General features: G+C 57.5%; 3 tRNA genes. All 3 read left to right on the forward strand.

What is annotated here, in order from left to right:
* The first annotated feature begins 8 nt into the window (after positions 1–8).
* The 3 genes from LN996_RS23545 (at position 9) to LN996_RS23555 (ending at position 322) form a co-directional block, all read left to right on the forward strand.
* Positions 9–83, forward strand: a tRNA-Val gene (locus LN996_RS23545).
* Between the two features lie 57 nt (positions 84–140).
* A tRNA-Gly gene (locus tag LN996_RS23550) sits at positions 141–213 on the forward strand.
* Between the two features lie 34 nt (positions 214–247).
* A tRNA-Val gene (locus tag LN996_RS23555) sits at positions 248–322 on the forward strand.
* Positions 323–358: the final 36 nt, after the last annotated feature.

A 358-nucleotide genomic window follows, 5' to 3' on the forward strand; every position in this document is an offset into this window, starting at 1 on the left:
GGATGCATGGGCGATTGGCGCAGCGGTAGCGCGCTTCCCTGACACGGAAGAGGTCACTGGTTCGATCCCAGTATCGCCCACCAGAACAAGGCAACTTGTTTGTTGTTGACGTCCAGGCATCAGCCCGGAAGACAACATGTGCGGACGTAGCTCAGCTGGTAGAGCACCACCTTGCCAAGGTGGATGTCGCGAGTTCGAATCTCGTCGTCCGCTCTCCTTTTTGAAGGACATTGAAGGACCCGGTAACGGGCGATTGGCGCAGCGGTAGCGCGCTTCCCTGACACGGAAGAGGTCACTGGTTCGATCCCAGTATCGCCCACCAGAACAAGGCAACTTGTTTGTTGTTGACGGCCAGGCA

This window comes from Arthrobacter sp. AK01 (genome assembly GCF_021109375.1).
Classification (GTDB): domain Bacteria; phylum Actinomycetota; class Actinomycetes; order Actinomycetales; family Micrococcaceae; genus Arthrobacter.